Genomic DNA, 3,979 nt, shown 5'->3' with positions numbered 1-3,979 from the left:
GGCCCGCCGACGGCGAGCACACCGGTTGCTGCCCTGGAGCCACCGTCGTGGCAGCAACCGGTGTGCTCGACTCATTCGCGGGCGGCGGCCCGCGGCGCAACCCGCTTCTGGCGGGTCCAGCCGGACCACCCGCGGTCCTCCAGCAGCGCCTCCAGCCGGCGTCCCGCGGGGATGGAATCCAGCGCGATCGAGTCGAACTGCTCGACGAGCGCGCGCTCCATCTCGCCCGACCCGTCGCCGGACCACTCGGCGTGGCGGTCGAGAACGGCCGCCACCTTGTCGGCCAGCCCGGGCAGCCGCGGGTCGTCCGGCTCCCAGTCGATCCCCTCGCTGATCGCGCGCAGGACGTCGACGAACTCGGCGTCGTCCAGCAGCCGGCTCTTGTTCGCCATGGCGGTGGCGATCTCCTCCCGCGAGTACGCGGCGAGGGACAGGATCCAGCTGTCGCGCTCGATCTGGACGACCCGCTCGGGAATGCCGAGCGCACGCCACCGGTCGAGGTAGGCAGCGCCCTCCGGCGGCAGGGCCAGGCTGTCCCCGGCGGCGAGCCGGGCGATGCGCTCCCGGTGCCGCTCGCGCTCCTCGATCTCCGACCGGAGCCGGGTATCGATCTCGGCGACGGCGGCCGCGAACTCCGCCTCGTCCGCCCGCAGGAGGTCGTGGACCCGCGCCAGCGGGACTCCGGCGTCGGCCAGGGCCCTGACCCGGATCAGGTCCACGACCGCCTGCGCGCCGTACCGGCGGTACCCGGCATGGTCGCGCTCGGGCTCCGGAAGCAGTCCGACGGCGTGGTAGTGCCGGACGGTGCGCGCCGTCACGCCGGCGTACGCCGCGACCTGGCCGATGGTCAGCATCGCCCTAGTGTCTCCTCCCGAGTACGTCCATCCGCGCCTACCTCGTCGGAACCCGGCCGAGCTGGCGCCGGGACCACAGGTATCCGACCGCCCCGATCACCACGCACCACCCGACGGCGAACCAGCCCTCGGACGCGACCGGCGCACCCGAGGTCAGGGATCTCAGGGTCTCGATGATCGGCGTGAACGGCTGGTGCTCGGCGAACTGCCGGAGCCCGACGGGCATCTGCTCGGTGGGCACGAACCCGCTGCTGACGATAGGCAGCACCATCAGCACGAGCGGGGTGTTGCTCGCCGTCTCGATGCTGCCCGCGGCCAGCCCCATCGCGACGGTCAGCCAGGTGAACGAGAACGCCAGCAGGAGCACCAGTCCGGCGGCGCCGAGCCAGCCCGGGAGGCCGGCGTCGGACCGGAACCCGAGGAGCACCGCGACCACGATCATCACCGCCAGGGCCAGCACGGTCCGGATCACCGCGCCGAGCACGTGCCCCGCCAGGACCGAGACGCGGGAGATGTCCATGGTCCGGAACCGGGCGAACATCCCGCCCGTCTGGTCGATGGCGACCGCGACCGCCGTCCCGTTCGCGACGCTGGACACGGTCATGATCCAGATCCCCGGGACCAGGTAAGTGAGGTAGTCGGCGCGCGTGCCCCCGCCGTGGACCGGGAGTCCCGCGCCGAGCGTGCCGCCGAACACGTAGACGAACAACAGCAGGAACACGACCGGGATGGCGATCAGCATGACCGCCAGCGACGGGTAGCGGCTCAGGTGCCGCAGGTTGCGGCGCAGCATGGTCATCGAGTCGCGGACGACGTAGGTGGGCATCATCGTGCGGTCGTCTCCTTCTCCGTGAGGTCGGTGGGGGCAATGCCGTCCGCGGGGGCGACTGCGCCGGTGGGGTCGGCGGGGTCGACGGCACTCGCGGCGTGGCCCGTGAGCGCCAGGAAGACGTCGTCGAGGTTGGTACCGTCGCCGGGGACGAGCGCCTTGAGCTCGCCGGGCGTCCCCTCCGCCGCGAGGGTTCCGGCGTCGAGCACGCCGACCCGGTCGGCCAGGGCGTCCGCCTCCTCCAGGTACTGGGTGGTCAGGAGCACGGTGACGCCGTCGGCGACCTGTTCCCGCACCACGTCCCAGACCTCGCGACGGCTGCGGGGGTCGAGGCCTGTGGTCGGCTCGTCGAGGAAGATGACGCGCGGCCGGGTGATGAGCGTCATCGCCAGGTCCAGGCGGCGCCGCATGCCGCCGGACCAGGTCAGGGCCCGACGGTCGGCGGCCTCGACCAGGTCGAACCGCTCGAGCAGGGCCGCGACGTCCCGGGCGGCACCCCGCCGGTCGAGGTGCGACAGGTCAGCCATGAGCCGGAGGTTCTCGCGGCCGGTCAGGAACATGTCGATCGCCGAGAACTGCCCCGTCACACCGATCGCCGACCGCACCTGGCCCGGCGCCCGACGCACGTCGTGGCCCGCCACGCGGACCTCCCCGGCGTCGGCCGTGAGCAGCGTGGACAGGATGTTCACCATGGTGGTCTTGCCCGCGCCGTTCGGCCCCAGGAGGGCGTAGACCGTGCCGACGGGCACGGTGAGATCCACACCGCCGAGCACGTGGTGATCCCCGAAGGACTTGCGCAGCCCGACCACCGCGATCGCGGTGCCGGGAGCCGATACGGGCGGCGTCTTCGGGGCCGCCCTGTTTGAAGTGGTCATGACCGCAGCGTGCAAGGTTGCCGCTACGGCAAGGTCAAGTCCGTCAGCGGCCATAGTCCCCGCCCGGCACGTCGAACACCTCCTCCAGTGTGCTCAGGCCGGTCTCGCTCAGGTATTCCGCCAGGTCACGGCCGACCCAGCGCAGGTGCCATGCCTCCGGGGCGTACCCCGTCACGGTCTTGTTCTCCGGCGTGTACCGGACCAGGAAGCCGAAGCTCCCGGCGTGCTCGGCGACCCACCGGCCCTCGAGCGTGTCGCCGAAGCACGGTTCGAAGTCGCACGCCGGCCGGCTACTGCCGCCCACGTCCACCGCCAGGCCGGTCTGGTGCTCGCTGTGGCCCGGCCGCGCCGACACCGCGTCGGCCTGCGCCCGCCCGAGCTGCGCCACCCAGCCCTCGTAGACCGCGGCCTGCTTCGAGTAGCCGCGGTAGGCGCTGCGGAGCGTCAGGTGCACACCGTCGGCCTCGGCGGCGGAAAGGAGCGCGGTGAGATCAGGGGCGACGTCAGGGCGCACGAGATAGCCGCGGACCGTCGTCAGGTCCGGCTCGTAGTCGACCGGGTCGACGGCCACCCGTTTGTTCACGACCACCCACGGGCTCGCCGGGTCCGCGGGCGAGTGGGCTGCCAGGTCGATGCCGGGCACGGCCTCGGCGGGGGCATCCGCGGACTCGTCGACAGTCGCACCCGCGACGGTCCCACCATCAGCAGCCACGCCGTTCGCCGCCGAACCCTCCGCTCCCGCTCTCGGCCCGGGCGAGGCCGACGTCTCGTACGTCGCGCGAGCCGCGCCCGACGCGCACCCCGCGAGGAGGAGCGCGGCGGCAAGCATGACGACGGCGATACGTGGCAGGGGCCGGCGGTCCAGGAAGATGGTCACAACCCGGTCGGTGTTCGGCGGCAGGCACGGCATCCCAGCCACGCACTGTGACGCGGGTCACACCTGCCGAATGACATGGCCGCGACGACGCCGGACACCCACCGTTCGTAAGCATCGATCGGGAATCCGGTCGTTCCCGATCGCCGTTCGTCCCCGACCACCCCTCGCTCCCCGGTCGTCCCTGACCGCTGTTCGTCCCTGACCACCATCGGCACACCGGAGTCCGCCCTGGCCACCAACACCGAGCCGCATCGCGTCGTCCCGGGCACGCTGTCGCCCGAACGCACCGAGGAGCTCTTCGCGACGCACGCGCACGGTGTGTACCGGTACGCCCGTGCACGGCTCCCCGCCGCCGAGGCGGAGGACGTCGTGGCCGAGGTCTTCGCGATCGCGTGGCGCAAGGGCGAGCTGCCGGACCACCCACGCGCCTGGCTCCTGGCCGTCGCCCGCCGCGTGCTGGCCAACCAGGTGCGCGCCCAGCACCGGCGCACGGCGCTGGCCGACCGGGTCGGGACCCATCCCGCCCCGGCCGGCGCGGGCGACG

At 72.8% G+C, this 3,979-nt stretch carries 5 protein-coding genes; 1 reads left to right on the top strand and 4 read right to left on the bottom strand.

The annotated features are described in order from the left end of the window. Positions 1-71: 71 nt before the first annotated feature. The 4 genes from PROKR_RS09430 to PROKR_RS09415 are packed head-to-tail and all read right to left on the bottom strand — an operon-like array spanning position 72 to position 3,435. On the bottom strand, positions 72-854 hold the full coding sequence (locus PROKR_RS09430) for a MerR family transcriptional regulator (protein WP_036962497.1): 783 nt from the start codon (positions 852-854) through the stop codon (positions 72-74). Between the two features lie 37 nt (positions 855-891). Beyond that, a complete protein-coding gene (locus PROKR_RS09425) occupies positions 892-1,683 on the bottom strand; it encodes an ABC transporter permease (protein WP_084800345.1) in 792 nt (263 codons plus the stop codon). Beyond that, entirely contained in the window at positions 1,680-2,558 is an 879-nt protein-coding gene (locus PROKR_RS09420) for an ABC transporter ATP-binding protein (RefSeq protein WP_084800344.1), read from the bottom strand. The genes PROKR_RS09425 and PROKR_RS09420 overlap by 4 nt, the downstream gene beginning before the upstream one ends. 43 nt (positions 2,559-2,601) lie before the next feature. Beyond that, the gene (locus tag PROKR_RS09415; RefSeq protein ID WP_245605769.1) at positions 2,602-3,435 is read right to left on the bottom strand and encodes a M15 family metallopeptidase; all 834 of its coding nucleotides are present in this window, start codon (positions 3,433-3,435) and stop codon (positions 2,602-2,604) included. Between the two features lie 318 nt (positions 3,436-3,753). Here PROKR_RS09415 and PROKR_RS09410 point away from each other — a divergent pair. Beyond that, positions 3,754-3,979 (top strand): RNA polymerase sigma factor (locus tag PROKR_RS09410; RefSeq protein WP_281171688.1); only part of this gene is annotated, 226 nt, incomplete at its 3' end.

It is taken from the genome of Promicromonospora kroppenstedtii DSM 19349, from assembly GCF_000515355.1.
Lineage (GTDB): Bacteria > Actinomycetota > Actinomycetes > Actinomycetales > Cellulomonadaceae > Promicromonospora > Promicromonospora kroppenstedtii.
This window is presented reverse-complemented; position numbering and strand designations above follow the sequence as displayed.

What these genes read in the sequence shown, in the direction of transcription:
- PROKR_RS09430 (WP_036962497.1), bottom strand. Translation starts at nt 854, where the DNA reads ATGCTGACCATCGGCCAGGTCGCGGCGTACGCCGGCGTGACGGCGCGC.
- PROKR_RS09425 (WP_084800345.1), bottom strand. Translation starts at nt 1,683, where the DNA reads ATGATGCCCACCTACGTCGTCCGCGACTCGATGACCATGCTGCGCCGC.
- PROKR_RS09420 (WP_084800344.1), bottom strand. Translation starts at nt 2,558, where the DNA reads ATGACCACTTCAAACAGGGCGGCCCCGAAGACGCCGCCCGTATCGGCT.